Origin of the sequence: Streptococcus canis (assembly GCF_900636575.1) — a bacterium.
In the GTDB taxonomy this organism is placed as follows: domain Bacteria; phylum Bacillota; class Bacilli; order Lactobacillales; family Streptococcaceae; genus Streptococcus; species Streptococcus canis.
In genome coordinates, this window is the sequence record NZ_LR134293.1 from 1,787,797 (window position 1) to 1,805,163 (window position 17,367).

Annotated in this window: 17 protein-coding genes; all 17 read right to left on the reverse strand. The window is 39.5% G+C overall.

Annotated elements, in window-relative coordinates:
• Positions 1-80: 80 nt before the first annotated feature.
• Positions 81-491 (reverse strand): peptide deformylase, encoded by a 411-nt coding sequence (locus EL097_RS09050; protein WP_003048139.1) that lies wholly within the window; start codon positions 489-491, stop codon positions 81-83.
• Positions 492-622: 131 nt separating this feature from the next.
• Complete coding sequence (gene gdhA / locus EL097_RS09055) at positions 623-1,972, reverse strand: NADP-specific glutamate dehydrogenase (protein ID WP_003048137.1); 1,350 nt, start codon at positions 1,970-1,972, stop codon at positions 623-625.
• 360 nt (positions 1,973-2,332) lie between these two features.
• On the reverse strand, positions 2,333-4,204 hold the full coding sequence (locus EL097_RS09060; RefSeq protein ID WP_003048135.1) for an ABC-F family ATP-binding cassette domain-containing protein: 1,872 nt from the start codon (positions 4,202-4,204) through the stop codon (positions 2,333-2,335).
• Positions 4,201-5,409 carry a CCA tRNA nucleotidyltransferase gene (locus tag EL097_RS09065; RefSeq protein WP_003048133.1) on the reverse strand — a complete coding sequence of 403 codons (1,209 nt, stop codon included), beginning with the start codon at positions 5,407-5,409 and terminating at the stop codon, positions 4,201-4,203. The genes EL097_RS09060 and EL097_RS09065 overlap by 4 nt, the downstream gene beginning before the upstream one ends.
• 96 nt (positions 5,410-5,505) lie before the next feature.
• Complete coding sequence (locus tag EL097_RS09070) at positions 5,506-6,354, reverse strand: DegV family protein (RefSeq protein WP_129545023.1); 849 nt, start codon at positions 6,352-6,354, stop codon at positions 5,506-5,508.
• The gene (locus tag EL097_RS09075) at positions 6,354-6,734 is read right to left on the reverse strand and encodes a DUF1149 family protein (RefSeq protein WP_003048130.1); all 381 of its coding nucleotides are present in this window, start codon (positions 6,732-6,734) and stop codon (positions 6,354-6,356) included. The genes EL097_RS09070 and EL097_RS09075 overlap by 1 nt, the downstream gene beginning before the upstream one ends.
• A gap of 71 nt (positions 6,735-6,805) precedes the next feature.
• Positions 6,806-7,327, reverse strand: a complete 522-nt coding sequence (locus EL097_RS09080; RefSeq protein WP_003048128.1) for a hypothetical protein — start codon at positions 7,325-7,327, stop codon at positions 6,806-6,808.
• Positions 7,328-7,379: 52 nt separating this feature from the next.
• Positions 7,380-8,087 carry a glycoside hydrolase family 73 protein gene (locus tag EL097_RS09085; RefSeq protein ID WP_003048126.1) on the reverse strand — a complete coding sequence of 236 codons (708 nt, stop codon included), beginning with the start codon at positions 8,085-8,087 and terminating at the stop codon, positions 7,380-7,382.
• Between the two features lie 151 nt (positions 8,088-8,238).
• Positions 8,239-8,838: a glycoside hydrolase family 73 protein gene (locus EL097_RS09090; protein ID WP_003048124.1), complete on the reverse strand. Its 600-nt coding sequence runs from the start codon at positions 8,836-8,838 to the stop codon at positions 8,239-8,241.
• 123 nt (positions 8,839-8,961) lie between these two features.
• Positions 8,962-10,914, reverse strand: a complete 1,953-nt coding sequence (locus tag EL097_RS09095) for a PTS fructose transporter subunit IIABC (RefSeq protein WP_003048122.1) — start codon at positions 10,912-10,914, stop codon at positions 8,962-8,964.
• Positions 10,911-11,822, reverse strand: a complete 912-nt coding sequence (gene pfkB, locus EL097_RS09100) for a 1-phosphofructokinase (protein ID WP_003048120.1) — start codon at positions 11,820-11,822, stop codon at positions 10,911-10,913. The genes EL097_RS09095 and pfkB overlap by 4 nt, the downstream gene beginning before the upstream one ends.
• Entirely contained in the window at positions 11,819-12,532 is a 714-nt protein-coding gene (locus EL097_RS09105; RefSeq protein ID WP_003048118.1) for a DeoR/GlpR family DNA-binding transcription regulator, read from the reverse strand. The genes pfkB and EL097_RS09105 overlap by 4 nt, the downstream gene beginning before the upstream one ends.
• A 253-nt stretch (positions 12,533-12,785) precedes the next feature.
• Positions 12,786-13,709 carry a 2-dehydropantoate 2-reductase gene (locus EL097_RS09110; protein ID WP_099983063.1) on the reverse strand — a complete coding sequence of 308 codons (924 nt, stop codon included), beginning with the start codon at positions 13,707-13,709 and terminating at the stop codon, positions 12,786-12,788.
• A 12-nt stretch (positions 13,710-13,721) separates the two neighbouring features.
• The gene (locus EL097_RS09115) at positions 13,722-14,780 is read right to left on the reverse strand and encodes a PTS transporter subunit IIC (RefSeq protein WP_003048114.1); all 1,059 of its coding nucleotides are present in this window, start codon (positions 14,778-14,780) and stop codon (positions 13,722-13,724) included.
• A gap of 178 nt (positions 14,781-14,958) precedes the next feature.
• On the reverse strand, positions 14,959-15,951 hold the full coding sequence (locus EL097_RS09120; RefSeq protein WP_003048112.1) for an NAD(P)/FAD-dependent oxidoreductase: 993 nt from the start codon (positions 15,949-15,951) through the stop codon (positions 14,959-14,961).
• Positions 15,951-16,682, reverse strand: a complete 732-nt coding sequence (gene trmD, locus EL097_RS09125) for a tRNA (guanosine(37)-N1)-methyltransferase TrmD (protein WP_003048109.1) — start codon at positions 16,680-16,682, stop codon at positions 15,951-15,953. Before trmD ends, EL097_RS09120 begins: the two co-directional genes overlap by 1 nt.
• On the reverse strand, positions 16,672-17,190 hold the full coding sequence (gene rimM / locus EL097_RS09130; protein WP_003048108.1) for a ribosome maturation factor RimM: 519 nt from the start codon (positions 17,188-17,190) through the stop codon (positions 16,672-16,674). The genes trmD and rimM overlap by 11 nt, the downstream gene beginning before the upstream one ends.
• Positions 17,191-17,367: the final 177 nt, after the last annotated feature.

A 17,367-nucleotide genomic window follows, 5' to 3' on the forward strand; every position in this document is an offset into this window, starting at 1 on the left:
GATGGGGTTATTTTGTTCTCTACTGCTCTGAATGTACAAAAAGACCGATAGGAGCTAAGTCTCCCATCGATCTTTTTTAGTTAAATTAAAATCCCATCTAAATGGTCTAATTCATGCTGACAAATTTGAGCAGCTAAGCTAGTTAGGGATAGCCGCTTCGGTCTCCAATTAAGGTCTAAATACTCAACTATTATACTCTGATACCGTTGTGACTTACGACTGCCTGTCAAAGATAAGCATGATTCTTCTGTTTGATAGGCATCTTTTTTGGAAACCATCACGGGATTGAACATAACCAAATCAACAAATCCCATGCTAATAATAATAACACGCTTTCGCTCACCAATCATATTAGCAGCCAGCCCAAGACACTTATCTCTGTGACAAGAGAGGGTATCTTGCAAATCTTGACCAATCCATAAATCTTCTTTCCTAGCAGCTTGTGACTTTTGCTGCAAGAAAAAGGTATCTGTCACAATTTCCCTAATCATTATCTTCTCCCTCATCTCATTGCCTATTAAAAAAGCAAATAAAGATTTCTACTAAAATAGTGCTATTATAGCAGATTAGCAAAAGAGAAGCTCTTGGTGTCAACCTAACATTTGCTAAAGGAAGCCTCTGACTAAACAATCCCTTGTTCTGACATGGCTTGGGCAACTTTTAGAAAACCAGCAATGTTAGCCCCAAAAACAAGATTGCCTTCTTGGCCAAAAGTCTTAGCTGCGTCAGCCGATTTTTCATAAATACTTGCCATAATAGCATAGAGTTTGCTATCGACCTCATCAAAAGTCCACGCCAAACGGCTACTATTTTGAGCCATTTCCAAGGCTGAGACAGCGACACCACCTGCATTGGCTGCCTTAGCAGGGCCAAATAAGATACCTGCTTTTTGAAAAGCGGTAATAGCTGACAAGGTTGATGGCATATTGGCACCTTCGGTAACTGCCAAAACACCATTGGTAATTAAAATCTTGGCTGCCTCCTCATCTAATTCATTTTGAGTGGCACATGGGAAGACCAAATCAGCCTTGACTGACCAAATACTTCCCTTATCAGATGGTGTAAAGACAGCGTCCGAATGCTTTTCAAGATAGGCACTGACACGGCCGCGGTCCACTTCTTTAATACGCTTTAAAAGGGCAAGGTCAATGCCTTTGTCATCATAAATATAACCAGACGAATCTGAGACAGCTAGTACGTTAACGCCTAATGCTTGCAACTTTTCAAGGGCATAAATGGCCACATTGCCAGAACCTGAGACAATAGCTGTCTTTCCAGCTAAGCTATCTCCTTTAGCAGCTAACATCTGTTGAGCAAAATAGACAACGCCGTAACCAGTGGCTTCTTTACGGGCTAGTGAACCTCCATAGGTTAATCCTTTGCCTGTTAACACACCATTTTCGAAACCACGCAAGCGTTTGTACTGACCAAATAAATAACCAATTTCACGACCACCTACACCAATATCACCAGCAGGGACATCAAGGTCTGGCCCAATATGTTTTTGCAATTCGGTCATAAAGCTTTGGGTAAATCGCATGACTTCTGCATTAGATTTTCCTTTAGGGTTAAAATTGGACCCTCCCTTACCTCCACCAATGGGCTGCCCTGTTAGGGAATTTTTAAAAATCTGTTCAAATCCTAAAAATTTAATAATGGATTGATTCACTGAAGGGTGGAATCGTAAGCCCCCTTTGTAAGGGCCAAGGGCTGAAGAGAATTGAACGCGGTAACCCCGATTGACTTGAACTTTTCCCTTGTCATCAACCCAAGGGACACGAAAACTCACGACCCGTTCAGGTTCTACCATACGCTCCAAAAGGTTCTCCTCCATGTACTGAGGATAGGCCTCAAAAACCGGAACTAGAGATGCAAATACTTCTTCAACTGCTTGTAAAAATTCTGTTTCGTACTGATTTTCTTGCTTAACTTTATCAAAAACAGCTGCAACGTACTCTTTTGCTGTTACCATAATAATGCCCTTCCTTATCTATTATTCAAGTATAGTCAATATTATAAATTTTCTGAATTTTGATGTCAAGTTTTTCACTTGAGTAAGCTTACTTCAGCAAGACTAACCATTGAACATGACGAATATTGCATGCTTTTTCTCTTGAAAAACTTATCTCCCACCTCAAAAGGCAAACCTAGACTGCCCCGAACAAATAAGAGACTTAAAATGTCTAAAGTCAATCACTTTGGCTTTACAGTTAAGCATAACCAAGTCCGTCCTTTGTCTCCGCCCAATGAGGATATGAAAAGAAACGCAATAAAGCACTTCTTTTCTTGTTATAGGTCATTTACCATACAAGATGGCATTGACTTCCCCTTCTTATTCTTCTAAACTACTCAGGTAGTCAAACCGATCATAAATTTCCAGCAAATCACTATTGTGCTGATCGAGTTCTTTTTGCAATTGAGCTAACTTGCCATAGTCACTAGCGACAGTTAACATTTGATTTTCAACTTCTTCAATTTTACCCTCAATAGTAGCTATTTTATCTTCTATCTGAGCCCATTCTTGCTTTTCAAGGTAGGACATGCGTTTTTTCTCCACTTTCTGAGGAGGTGGAGTTTTTGAAATAGCTATTGGTTGAGCGAACTCCTCTCTTTCTTTATCAAAAGCTTTTTCATCAAGGTAATCACTGTAATTACCATAAAATGTATGTATATCGCCTTCTTCAAAAGCTAAAATCTTAGTGGCCACCTTGTCTAGGAAATAACGATCGTGGCTCACTGTAATAACTGGACCTGCGAAACCTGCTAAAAAGTGTTCCAGAACGGTCAAGGTTGCAATATCCAAATCATTAGTCGGCTCATCAAGAAGAAGAACATTTGGCTTTTCAATGAGCAATTTTAATAAGTAGAGCCGCTTTTTCTCCCCACCTGATAACTTAGAAATCAGGGTGCCGTGAGTTGATCGTGGAAAAAGAAATTGCTCTAAAAGTTCACTGACACTGGTAGATCCTACACTGGTTTTAACTTCATCAGCTACTTCCTGAAGGTAGTTAATAACCCGCTTACTTTCATCCATATCCTTGAGTTGCTGTGAGAAATAACCGACACGAATAGTCTCTCCAATATCCAATTTACCAGAAGTCGGTTTGAGATCGCCGCTAATGATATTCAACAGGGTGGATTTTCCAACACCATTATCTCCCACAATACCAATCCGATCTTTATTTTGGATAATCAGATTAAACTCTTTAATCAGTTGACGCTTACCATAAGAAAAGGAAAGATTTTCAAAATGAATCACCTTTTTACCAATTCGGCTCGTCTCAAACCCCATCTCCAACTTATCTGATGACTTTTCTTGGTGAACCTCTTTTTTCAAGTCAGTAAAGCGATTGATTCTTGCTTGCTGCTTGGTGGCACGCGCCTGTGGCTGGGTTCTCATCCAAGCTAATTCTTGTTTATAGAGCTGCTTTTTCTTATGTAGCTTTGCAGCATCACGCTCGTCTTGTTCTGCTTTTAATCGAACATAGTCCTGATAATTCCCTTGATATTCCGTCAGTCCCGCCTTATCCAACTCAAAAATACGAGTGGCTACATGATCAAGAAAATAACGATCATGAGTAATAAAAAGAACAGTCTTCTTGGTATTTTTCAAGTAAGCCGTTAGCCAAGCAATGGTATCAATATCAAGGTGGTTGGTCGGCTCATCCAATAAAAGTAAGTCGGCAGAGCCAAGCAAAACTTGAGCTAGCTGGACACGTCTTCGCATCCCGCCTGATAGATCACCTACATTTTGTTCCAAATCAGTGATTCCTAATTTTGATAGGACTGTTTTGACATCACTTTCAATGGACCAAGCATCTAAGCGATCCATTTCAGACATGAGTGACTCTAAGCTTTCTTGCTTATCCTCGGTGTAATTCGCCATCAATAATTCATACTGGCGAATCAGTTGAATAGCTTTAACATCAGCTGATAATACTGTATCTAAAACAGAGGCAGCATCGTTAAATTCAGGGTCTTGTGTTAAGTAAGCTATTTTATAATCATTGGCTTTAGAAAATGGCGAGCTATCCCCATCAAAACCAAACCTTCCCGACAAGACATCTAGGAGGGTCGTTTTCCCCGTACCGTTAACCCCAATAATTCCAATACGATCAAAATCATGAATAATAAAAGAAATGTCTTGGAAGACTGTTTTATCTCCCACCGTTTTCGTAAGTTTTTCCACCAAAAAATGGCTCATTTAGCTAATTCCTCCCTAACAAATGTTCCAATTGTAGTGAAATCATTACCTAAACACCCCTCTACAATCGCTAATTCAATTTTCTCAAGCATAAGCCCTAACTGGGGACCTGGTTTCATCCCAAAATCCTTAATCAGGTGGGAACCATTGAGGACAATATCGTGTTTATCGTGAATAGCTAAGGCTTGATCTAAAGTTTCAATGTGATCCATGTCAACAAATAAGCCTTGAGCTTTTCTGAGGTCTTCCACTAGACTGGCCATTTCCTTGCCGTATCGGTAAATATCCAATTTTTCAAAAGGTCTTTCCTGACGAATCCTATAAAGAGCAATCAACTTTGTAACATAACGCTGAAAATCATTTGAAGTCTTCCATGCTTTTAGGAAGCTTTTAGGATTCTCAATGGCTAAACTAATCATGACATAAGCCCAAGCTTGGTGGTGATCGCTAAAGGTAAAGTTATCCTTCAAAGAAACGATCAGGTGATTCAAGGCTGCTTCCTGCTGCTTCAAGCCTGGTAAATAGTCATAAGCCTGACAAGCAATCATGGCAGAAAGCCCTTTTCGCCAGTGCGGTGCCATCAATAATTTATCAAATTCAATAAAGGAACGCTCTACTGAAATCTTTTCCAATAGAGGTGAATGGCTCTTCATAGCTTCAAAAGTTGCAGTTTCAATGTCAAAATCCAGACTCGCTGCAAATCGGAAACCTCTCATAATGCGCAGCGCATCTTCTTCAAAACGTTCCCCTGCTTTGCCCACCGCTCGTAATCGTTTTTGCTCTAAGTCTTGTAAGCCTGTGAAATTATCAATGACTTGACCTCTTTCATCCAAAGCTAAAGCGTTCACGGTAAAGTCTCTTCGTTTTAAATCTTCTTCTAAAGAGCGCACAAAAGAAACCTGACTAGGACGGCGATAATCAACATAGACATCTTCTGTCCTAAAGGTTGTAATTTCATATTCACTACCATTTTCCAAAACCAAAACAGTGCCATGCTCAATTCCCACGTCAACCGTTCTGGTAAAAATGGTTTTGGTCTCTTCAGGATAAGAGCTGGTTGCAATGTCGACATCGTGAATAGGACGCCCCAGTAAAACATCTCTGACGCTACCTCCTACAAAGTAGGCCTCATAACCAGCTTCTTTAATTTTAGTCAATATTGGTAAAGCCTTCTGAAATTCAGAAGGCATTGTCATTAATTTCATACGTTATTTTCTAACCTATTATCCAACGGGTTTAGTAAGCAAATGTCCTTGCTACTTCATTCAAATGACACTTTGGCACTGTTGTCAAAAAGAGAATTAGATACGTGGTGTAACACCAAAGGCAACAGCCCCTTCTCCCAAATGGGTAGCAATAACTGCACCAAAGTGAACGTCTTCAATAGCAGATTGGTAACCACTCTCTTGTAAAAGCTGTCTCAGATGATCGGCCTTGTCCTGAGCCTTGGAGTGAATAATGGAAACCTCATATTGGCCATCTGCTGTCAAGTCGTTTAGAATCTCAACCAAACGTTTCATGGCTTTCTTTTCCGTTCTCACTTTTTCATAAACCACAATTTTACCTTCATCATCAAAGTGTAAAATAGGTTTAATGCTCAAAAGATTACCAAGAAGAGCTGAACTATTTGAAAGGCGTCCGCCTTTAACCAGATGATTAAGGTCATCAACCATAATAAAGGCTGTCGTCCCATTAATCTGTTCTTGCAGCTTGTCTAAAATGTTTTGGAAAGTCATGTCTTGACGTGACCAAGTCAACACATTTTTGACCATACTACCTAAAGGTGCCGACGTGATTTTACTATCAGGAAAAGCAATCTCTAAATCAGAATGTTCTTCCACCAAAAACTGAATATTTTGCCAAAAACCTGAGATACCGCCTGCCAAGAACAGTCCAATCACATGGGTATAGCCTTTAGAGGATAAAAGTTCCAAAAGGTCATCTAACTCTGATAGGCTAGGTTGACTTGTCTTAGGCAGATCTTGTGAAGCTGCCATTTTTTGATAGAAGTCATCAATGGTTAGATTACGGCCTTCAAAATAAGTTTCACCATCAATCATAACCGGAATGTTAAGGCTAAAAATCGCCTCTTCTTCTTTCAATTCAATGGGTAGTACTGCTGTACTGTCAGTAATTACTGCTAATTTCATTAATTCTTAAACTCCAAATTAATGCCAGGACGATCCAAGGCAATTTCTGTGACTTCATAAGTCAAACGCTTAACCATATCTAATAACGGCGCTGCTAAAGATTCAACTTCTTCCTGGGTAAATTCACTTGGTTTATCCACCAAACGATCTAAAATACGAACCATCTGTGAAATGACACCACTAATAACAAATTCTTCCTTGACAATGACAAACTGCAAGACTGAAACAATAGCTGTTTCTTTTTGCGCTTCATCTTTATTGATCAATTGGAAGGTTACTTCAAAATTGGTTTCAGGGGTTCCATTTTCTTTTTCCCATTCGAGATTTCTAGCATCATAGTGGTATTGATTGACAAATTCTTTTTCACGTACTAATTGCATGTATTCATTCTCCTTGCTGTCGATATGACTCATTATAGCATAGATTTGAAGATTATTAAAGTAGGCTTAAACTAGTATTTTTTCTGGGGGTGACGATTCACAATCTCAGTATTAGCCTCTAAAGCCTCTTCTCCCTTAGCTCCTAAACGATAACCCCTAACAGCAAACAACTGACTTAATTCTTCTTCGCTAAAATGGCTTAAAACTGCTTGATCTAAATCAGCTCGTTTCATTTTTGATAATCCTTTGATGCCTTTTTGACCCAAAAATTCTTTTAAGTGACTAGCTGGTAAATGGCACAGCGATTCTCTAGCAGAGTCTTTTTGAACATAACCTTGTGTGATGAGCCAGTCTAATTCCTTTTGGGCATCAATACCATAACTTGTGTAAAAATATTTGTGGTGGCTACTAGCTGTCGTGTAGGTTCCAAAATGAATACGCCATAGCATAATGATGTGACCAGGTAATAAGCCTTCACGGGTTCGTTCCATGTTTCGCTTAGGAATAGGTTTTTGAAGCAATTCTTCTTGATAGGCGGGCGCAATAAAAGGCATCTCGGCATGGTTTTGGTAAACTTCTTTAATTGTTTTCATTATTTCATTATACCAAAAAAATCACCCGTTAGGATGATTTTTATACTTATTCTTAATGGTTAAAGCGTTGAGCCCATGCTTCATCAACAGCTAAGGTTTGTGCATCAGTATAATTTCTACGGTATTCATTCCAAACATAGCCTGAAGTGGTTAGGCCAATGTCCTGACCAGAAGCATTAACCACATCATAAGCAGTCAAACCATAAGTTGCAATAATATTATTTAACTTCAAGTTGTAACTAGTATCTGTGGCATATAAACCTGTCAAAGCTGCTGTGGCATCTTGGTAAGATAACGTGTTCGATTTTCTAGCACCAGCATATATATCTGAACTTAACAAGTTAGCATAGTCATTAAGTGAATCAGCAACACTTGGGTAAGCTCTAAAGGCTTGATCGATAGTGTAGGTATTTCCTGCACCATCATCTTCCCAAGTTGACATCGTTACAGAAGAGCCATTGTAAGCTCCCTTAATTCCAAAGAAATTATAGTATGGAGCTTGGCTTAGAGCAGATTGGCCATTACTTGATTCTAAAATGGCTTGAGCAATCATAACAGAGGCATAAAGATCCCGTTCCTGCGCAATAGCACTTGCTGTCGGACCAATATCATTAATAAAGGCCTGTGTTGACGTACCAGTAACTGTTTCTGCTGATACTTTTGATGTATGATGAGGTTGTCTCGTTGCGCTATAAGCTCCTAGACAAGCCGCTAGAACAAAAAGACTAAGCACTAAAAGCTTACCTTTCTTTTTTGTCATTCTTATGATTCCCTTTTCTATTCATTTTCTACTCCCTATTATAACACAGGACGGTTAGAAGGGACTTATCCACAGAGGATTTAATCAGATTGATAAGTTTTGTCTTGAAAACGAAATATTTCTTCCAATTTTAAGGGAAACCTGTTGATAACTACTTCATTGGACTATCAAAATAGGTTAATTGATACAAGTCAATCAGTTCATTTAATTTGGTATGATAAGTTGTATCAGTGGCGTAAGTTCCTGTTAAGGTAGCAGTAGCATCTTGGTAATGAGACCAAAACTTTTTGTGGGTTTTATCATAAAGGGGATTACTCAAAACCCTAGCATAATCCTCAAAACAAGCTGTCAGGCTCCCATAGGAACGAAAAGCATCATCAATTTGATAAAAATTCCCCTGTCCATCGTCTTCTAAAGTTGGAAAAATGACTGACCGTCCTTTATAGTTCCCCTTAATTCCGAAAAAATTATAATAAGGTTTTTGACTCAGTTGCGACTTGCCATTATTGGATTCTAAAATGGCCTGGGCCATCATCACCGAACTGTATAACTTGTTCTTTTGAGCGACTGCTTGTGCAGCATGACTAATCTGACCTACAAAAATCAGGGTCTCGTGCCCTGCATAAAGAGCTAATCGTTGGTTAGCCGACCTTAGTGTCCAAATACTAACAATCAGATTAAGTGATACTAAACCAAGAACGAGACGATTTACCGATGTTTTAGCCCTTCTTCTCCTTTTTTTCCTTTTCAATAACAGTCCTCATTTCTTAACCTTTACTTCTAGTATAACAAAAAAACTAGAACCTTGACAGATTCTAGTTTTAGAAGCAATGTTTAAAACAGACGCTGTAAAAATTAACGTCACGCTTCACAGCTAACTATTAAGCTTTTTACGAAGAGCGCCAAATAGAATACCTGATACAAGGGCACCAATAGCAACAAAGACAAGGTATAAAATAGGATTACTTGTTAAGGCAATAACGAAGATACCACCATGTGGCGCCATTAATTTAATACCAGCTAAACCAACAAGAGCACCTGTCAAGGCAGAACCTGCGATAAAGCTAGGAATAGCACGCGCTGGATCAGCTGCACCAAATGGAATTGCCCCTTCGGTGATGAATGAAAGCCCCATAACAATATTGGTCAAACCTGATTCACGTTCTTCTTTAGTAAATTTATCTTTGAATAAAAGGGTTGCTACAAAAACAGCTAGAGGAGGTACCATACCACCTGCCATAACAGCTGCCATTACGACTGAACCACCATTTGCCACAGTAGCTGCCAAGGTTCCTGTACCAAAAACATAAGCTGCCTTATTAACTGGCCCACCCATGTCAACAGCCATCATTCCACCAACAAGAAGTCCCATGAGAATAGCAGAGCTTCCAGAAAGACCTTGTAAGAAATCATTAAGGGCTGTATTAATAGCTGCCATTGGGATATTGACAAAGAGCATCAAGAAGCCAGTGACAAGGACACCAAGTAATGGGTAAAGGAGAATGGATTTAACCCCTTCAAGAGAACGTGGTAGCCCTGCCAACAATTTACGAAGAGCAAGAATAACACTACCTGCAAGGAAACCACCCACAAGAGCTCCGAGGAAACCTGATGGTACACCTGCTAAGGCCAAACTCGCTTCTCCTCCTGCTGCAAATGGCACTTTACCAAAAGCAAGACCACTTGAAGCAATGGCACCTGCCACAAAACCAGCAACCAAACCTGGTTTTTCAGCAATAGAGTAAGCAATGTAACCCGCTAATACTGGTAACATAAAGGAGAAGGCTGCTCCCCCAATTTTCATGAAAATAGCTGCTACTTCATGATATGATCCAAGATTCCCTAATTGATCTTTTGGCACACCAAGCATGTTATCCAACAAGAAAGCTAGGGCAATCATAATCCCACCACCAATAACGAATGGCAACATTTGAGAGACGCCACCCATCAAGTGTTTGTAGAATGCACCACCTAGACTTGCTTTTTCAGTTGATACTGCTTTTTCAGCCTTACCATTTTTAGCATGATAAGTGCTTCCTTCATTATTTAAAATCAAAGCAATCAATTCTTGACTCTTCTTAATACCATCTGCAACAGGGCGAGCAATTAATTGTTTACCATCAAAACGGTCCATTTCAACAGCTTTATCAGCTGCAACAATAACTCCCTTAGCTCTCTGAATATCTTCAGCTGTTAAACGGTTAGCAACACCTGATGCTCCATTGGTTTCAACTTTAATAGCAACTCCCATTTCTGCAGCCTGTTTTTTCAAAGCTTCTTCAGCCATATAAGTGTGAGCAATTCCCGTTGGACAAGCTGTGACAGCAACGATAAAGTCTTGACCACTTGTTGGAGCAACCACTTCTTCTTTAGCTATTGATGCTTTATCAAAAACAGCAATGACTTCTTCTGGTGTGTGTGCCGCACGAAGTTTATTGGCAAAACCATCTTTCAAAAGGTATTGTGATAATTCTGCTAGCGCAGCCAAGTGCGTATCGTTTGCCCCTTGAGGTGCAGCAATCATAAAGAAAAGATCCGTTGGTTGACCATCTAATGACTTGTAGTCCACCCCTTTATTTGATTTCGCAAACAAGACTGCTGGCTTATCCACCACAATATTTTTAGAATGAGGCATGGCAATACCGTCACCAAGTCCAGTTGATGTCTGCTCTTCACGTGTCATGATACTCTTTTTAAAGACATCGAAATCATGCACAATGCCTTTTTCTACTAATCGTGTAATCATCTCGTCAATGGCAACTTCTTTGGAAATAGCCTGTAAATCGAGAATCATAAGGTCTTTTCTCAATAAATCCTGAATTTTCATCGTTTTTCTACCTCAACTTTATGATATGTTTCTTTAATAAATGCAATTGTCGCCAAGTCATCTGAGAAGGCTGTCGCTGTACCACAAGCCACCCCCCACTTCAAGGCCTCTATTGGATCCTTACTCTTCACAAATTCGCCTGTAAAGCCAGCAACCATAGAATCACCAGCACCGACCGAATTTTTGACCTCTCCCTTAATCGGTTTGGCAAAATAAGCCGCTTCTTTAGTGACCAATAAGGCACCGTCGCCAGCCATTGAAATGATGACATGTTGAGCCCCCATCTCTAAAAGACAGCGGGCATAGGTTTCAACATCATCAAGACTAGTTAGGGTCGTTCCAAAAATAGCTTCTAGTTCATGATTATTAGGTTTAACCAGTAGTGGCTTGAAAGCTAGGGCATCTAAGAGGGTTTGCCCTTCAAAATCACAAACTGCCTGAGCACCACTTTGTCTAACCCATGGCATTAATTCCTTATAAACAGCATTGCCAAGATTAGCTGGCGCTGATCCCGCAAAGACAACTGTATCTTCTGCTGTTAGCTGGGAAAGCTTAGTTTTCAAATCCTCCAGTTGTTCCTGACTAATGACAGGACCTTGGCCATTTAATTCCGTCTCTTCTTGTGACTTGATTTTAACATTGATCCGAGTATCTTGATCAACTTCTACAAAATCAGTTTTAATGCCTTCTGCACGCAAACTTTCTTCGATAAAATGTCCTGTAAAACCTCCCAAGAACCCTGTCGCCGTGCTAGCAATGCCTAAACGTTGCAAGACGCGACTCACATTAATACCTTTACCCCCGGCAAACTTATCATCACTCGCCATACGATTCACTGACCCAAGATTTATCTGATCAATTCTGACGATAAAGTCAATCGAAGGGTTTAAGGTCACGGTATAAATCATAATTCAATCACCTTTGCCTTTTCCTTTATTTTTTTGAGAATACTTGTCTGAGATCCTTCGGTAATAATAGTCACATCATCAATAGGAGCCACCTTAACAAAGGATACCTGACCGATTTTAGTGCTATCAACTAGAACGTAAGACAGTTTAGCATTTGCTATCACTGCTTTTTTGATAACAGCCTCTTCCATATCTGGTGTGGTCAAATAAGTGTCATCAACACCATTCATTCCAAGAAATGCTTTGTCAAAGTTCATCTGTCTGATTTGCTCCAAAGCCACATTTCCAATACTTGCGTCGGTTGTTTGTTTAACATAACCACCGATGATGATTGTCTTGATTGATAGCTCAACTAAGCGAGTGGCATGATGGATAGAATTGGTAACAACTGTCAGATTTTTAGCCTGTAAAAAAGGCAATAAACATTCAGTCGTTGTCCCAGCATCAATAAAAATCACGTCGTTATCATAAATCAATTGCGCAGCTTTTTGGGCAATGGCTTCTTTGACTTGACTGTTTTTGACAGATTTTTCTTGATTGGACAATTCCTCTTGCAAGGAATGGAAAAGTTCAGCTCCGCCATGAACACGGTGCAAACGTCCTTCTTGTTCCAATTCTCCCAAGTCCCTACGAACCGTTGACTCAGACGAATCCAGTAGCTGCATCAAATCTTCTAAAGCAACGTAATTGTCTTCAATGATTTTTGCCATGATTAACTGTTTTCGTTTGGATTTTAAGATAGAATCACCTCTTCCTGAAATCGTTTGCAAATATTATTATACTCTTTTTTCTTCCAAAGTCAAGCAAAATCTTCCAAAAACATTCAAAACTTGCTGTTTTCTAATAGCTTGACAAGCTAAAGGTGAACTTTTAAAAGGACCAGCAAGATTAGCCTTTTTTGTTTAGAAAGCAAAAAGCCTATTATATAAGAACTTAACCTTAATATAATAGACTTTTGACTGCTTATTTAATCTTTAAAACGGCTTCTTTAGCATGAACCAATTCCGTAATCATACGGCAATATGGAGTATTGATGCCTAGTTTTTCACCTTTAGTATTAACCGCACCATTGATAAAATCAATTTCAGTCAATCGGTGATTTTGCACAAGGTCTTGGTGCATTGAAGGGTAATGGTGAGCTGCCTTAACAGAGGTATCCATCACATATTTTGTGATTTCCTCTTCATTTAAGTCAACACCTTCTGCTTGACCAACAATAACAAACTCATGAATGATTTCTGTAATCATTTTTAGACCATCTTCACTAGCAAATAGTTCACCAATCGTACAATCTAAAAGAGCACAAGTTGAATTCATCGTGCCATTCACACATGCTTTGCGCCAAATGTTTGGCACAACATTTTCATCGTAAGTGGCATTTAAATCAGCTTTATTTAACAAGTCAGCCACTTGATGCCCTGCTTCCTGATGATTAGCATCCATACTTTGCAAGTTAAGGGCTCCAACACCTTGGAGATGAACACGACCAGGGCCTGACAGCCCAGCAGTCCAGACAGTGACACCCATTAAAATACTGTGTTCTGGAATGTATTGACGAATAAGGTCTTCGTGACCAAGACCATTTAAAAGGCAAAGCACTTTAGTTTCTTTGCCAATAATGCCTTTAATGTCTTGAAGCATTTGTGGCAATTGCATAGCTTTTGTAAACAAGATAATCAAATCTGCTTCTTGAGTAGCTTCAGTCGGTTTCATGATAGGAAGTTTAACCGTTTCTTCCACATCACCTGTCACAATTAAACCATTTTCTTTGATAGCATTGATATGATCTTCCCAGTTGTCTAACAAAATCACGTCGTTATTTGTTTTTGAAATTTGGTAACCAAAACGGCAACCCATGGCACCTGAGCCAGCAATATAAACTAACATATTTTCCTCCTGTTAGCCTTCAAAGACAAAAATGTCTTCTTTATAAAGTTTTAGAACATCTTTAGAAACCTTATGCGCTGCAAAGGCAACTGTAAACGGAACAATTATCCAGGCAAGAATGATAATAAGCACTGAACTACCGCCTGCTAAAGAAGCAATTGGTCCTACTGCACCAACCAAACCAAAACCAGATGAAGCTGGTGTCCCAACAAGGTTAAATAATGGCACTGTTAAAGAGCTAATCGCCGCTGTTACCACCATCGGAATAGCCATGATAGGGTGTTTCAAGAAGTTTGGCATCATCATTTTCATAGCCCCAAGTGCGATAGCAATTGGCACACCAGATTTATTAACTTTCAAGGTTGCCCACACTAAGACTGCAGCTGTTGAAGCAATTCCCATTGAAGCTGCCCCCGCAGCCATTCCATTTAAACCGATTGCCAAACCAATAGCCACTGTTGAAATCGGACTAACAATAATTACTGAGAAAGCAGCAGCAATCAAGATGGACATCAAAATTGGTTGAAGGGTTGTAAATGAGTTAATCCCTTGTCCGATCAAGGTTGTGACATAAGATACGTAAGGTAATAGTTTCCAGCCAATGTAACCTACCCCTGTCCCAATGATAATCGGTAATAAAATAATGGTCAGAGAGCCAAATTTGTCTCCAAAATATTTCACAGCTAAAACGGCAAGGCTAGCTGTAATCATCATATTGATTAAGTCACCAATACCTCTAAGTTGGAATGTTCCTGTCGCCACACCTTTTTGAATGACTTCTGTATAGGCCCAAGCCCCAGAACCAATATAAGCAGCTCCACCAACAGCCAACTGTTGCATAGGATTAAATTTAAATTGTTGCCCAATCAAGAAACCAGCCATAATTGGCGTGAAAAATTGGAAGACTTGAACAATGTGTAAAAACTCAGCAGCTGCCACGTTTGGTAAAAGCGGTTTTAAGAAAGTTGCTAAAATAGCATTTGGAATGAGTGCCACAACGATAGCAATTGCTGTACCAGCCAAGACCTTATTCATAAAAGAACTAAATGTCTCTTTATCTGTTTTTGTCATGATAGACCCCTTTTCATTGTAATGTGTTGTTTTGTGAAAATTATCACACTTTTTACAATGTCTATTCTATCACAAAGAGTTGAACTTGTCACGAAGACTTAGGTAAAAGCCTTCCGTCATCAGACAACACCAAACTGAATATTAGCATTCGCTACTGCTCTTGAAACTTCTGACTCCCTTAGTCAATCAGAGAGGTTGAATGTACTAGGCGATTATCCCTGTCTGGATAAATATAGTTAATTGCCTGATTAACTGCTGTTGGTGCTTCACCAAAGCCAGTAGCAATCAAATCCACTTTTCCATCATAAGCAGCTGCATCACCAATGGCAAAAATACCTTCTTGACTCGTTTGAAAAAGTGGTGAAACAGTAATGCTTGAACGCTTGTAGTCAAGATTCCAATTTTTCAAATTCTTATTAGAAGTTGAAAAGCCAAAACTAACAATAAGACTGTCCAAATCAAGTTCTAGCACTTCATCTTCTTTTACTTTTTGTATGACTAATTTTTCAGCTAAGTTACCACTTCCCTTTAATGCTTTTGGCACATAAGGTGTTAATACCTTAACCTTTGATTGTTCCAAGAGCTCCACACTGTGTTCATGTGCTCTGAAAGCATCACGACGGTGCACAATCGTCACACTCTCAGCAATATCTTCTAAAGCCAAGGCCCAATCTACCGCTGAATCACCGCCACCACAAATCACCACTTTTTGCCCCGCAAATTGGTCCAACTGGTGAACATTATAAAAAAGGTTATGATCAGCAAAATTTTCCTCACCTTCTACCCCTAAAGTTCTTGGTGCAAAGGCGCCATTTCCACACGCAATGATAATGGCTTTTGAAAAATGCTCTGCTTTATTGGTCCTAATCGAAAAACCACTGTCAACCTTTTCAAAAGACAAGACTTCTTCTTTTAAGCAAAGGGTTGTACGATCTTCAAAACGACTTAATTGTTTAATTAAATTTTCTGTTAAGTCAGCACCTGTTAAGGCTGGGTAGGCTGGAATATCATAAATCATTTTTTCAGGATAAAGAATAGCTGGCTGCCCCCCAAGTTCTGACAAACTCTCAATAATCTTTACCGTCATGCCCCTAAGACCTGCATAAAAGGCTGTGAAAAGGCCTACTGGCCCACCACCAATAATCGTAATATCATATTCTCTTTCTTCCATCAATCTTCTCCTCGACCTGCTTCTTCTTTAATCTTATCCAATAGCTTGCGCTCTTCTTTAGAAAAATCGTAATGTTCAAGCAAGTCTGGCCGTCTTAAATAAGTTTTTCTAAGACTCTCTTCCAGACGCCACAAGCGAATACGTTCGTGGTGACCACTCATCAAAACGTCTGGCACCGTCAAGCCACGATAATCATAAGGTCTTGTGTATTGAGGGTATTCTAAAAGTCCTGATGAAAAAGAATCGTCCTGATGACTGCTTTCTTTTCCAAGTACCTGTGGAATTAACCTAACAGTCGCATCCACCATAGTCATGGCGGCCAACTCCCCACCTGTTAAAACAAAATCACCTAGCGAAACCTCATCTGTCACCAAGGTCTTAATCCGCTCATCATAACCTTCATAATGACCACAAATAAAAATTAACTCTTCCTCGAGAGCTAATTCTTCAGCATAAGCCTGAGTAAAGGGTTTACCTGCTGGATCTAAAAGAATAATCCTTGGTTTTTGAGCTTCAATCTGTTCGACTGTATCAAAAATCGGCTGCGCTCTCAAGAGCATACCTTGACCACCACCATAAGGTTCGTCATCCACATGGCGGGCTTTCTCAGCATAGTCTCGAAAATTATGGTATCGAATGTCTAACAGACCTTTTTCTTTTGCCTTGCCAACTATCGAGTGTTCCAAAGGGGCAAACATTTCAGGAAAAAGGGTTAAAATATCAATTTTCATCATCTAAACCTTCCATCAACTCAACATCCACACGCTTATTAGGAACATCGACATTAAGCACCACTGGTGGAATGTAGGGTAAGAGTAAGTCACGTCTTCCTTGACGTTTCACTACCCAAACATCATTGGCACCTGGTTGCAAGATTTCCTTAACATGGCCAATCAACTGGTCCTTTTCATAAACAGCCATACCGATAATCTGATGGTAGTAAAATTCGCCCTCTTGCAAATCTCCCTGATTAGCTTTTGATACTTTTAACGTATAACCCTTATATTTTTCAATCGCATTAATGTGGTACATGTCTTTAAATTTAATAATATCAAAATTCTTTTGTTTACGGTGACTAACAATTATCACTTCCTGAACAAACTGATCGTTATCATCAAATAACGCTAATTGTGACCCTTTTTTAAAGCGTTCCTCAGCAAAATCACTGACAGACAACACACGCATCTCTCCTTGTAAGCCTTGGGTATTGACAATCTTCCCAACGTTAAAATATTCCATGGTAACTCCTAAATCCTTAACTCGTTATCTACTTGCCACCTTTGTGGCTTAGCTTAATTCTAGTGGAAGATTTAACACCACACGTTCTCCTCCCAGAATCAAATCACCTACTATTTTAACACGTTATACCCTATTTTGCACTTCCTACTCCCAACTTTCTCCTTCTCCTAAAGTCAT